We start from the raw sequence: 251 nt of genomic DNA on the forward strand, positions 1-251 counted from the left end.
GAGGGCTCCGGCCATACCGCCCTGGTCGGCCCACAGACCCCACGCGAGCGAGGTCGCGGGCAGCCCGAGCGCACGCCGGTGCTCAGCCAGGGCGTCCAGGAAGGCGTTGGCAGCCGCGTAGTTGGCCTGCCCCGCACTTCCCAGCACACCGGCAGCGGACGAGAACAGCACGAACGCCGACAGGTCCAGACCCGCCGTCAGCTCGTGGAGATTCACCGCCGCGTCCACCTTCGGACGCAGCACCGTGTCCA

The 251-nt window shown here is 71.3% G+C and carries 1 protein-coding gene; it reads right to left on the reverse strand.

What is annotated here, in order from left to right; genetic code table 11:
- Nucleotides 1-251: KR domain-containing protein (locus tag IG74_RS0145205; RefSeq protein ID WP_030689817.1), on the reverse strand; the 251-nt coding region annotated here is incomplete at both ends.

Source organism: Streptomyces sp. NRRL B-1347 (assembly GCF_000720325.1).
Classification (GTDB): domain Bacteria; phylum Actinomycetota; class Actinomycetes; order Streptomycetales; family Streptomycetaceae; genus Streptomyces.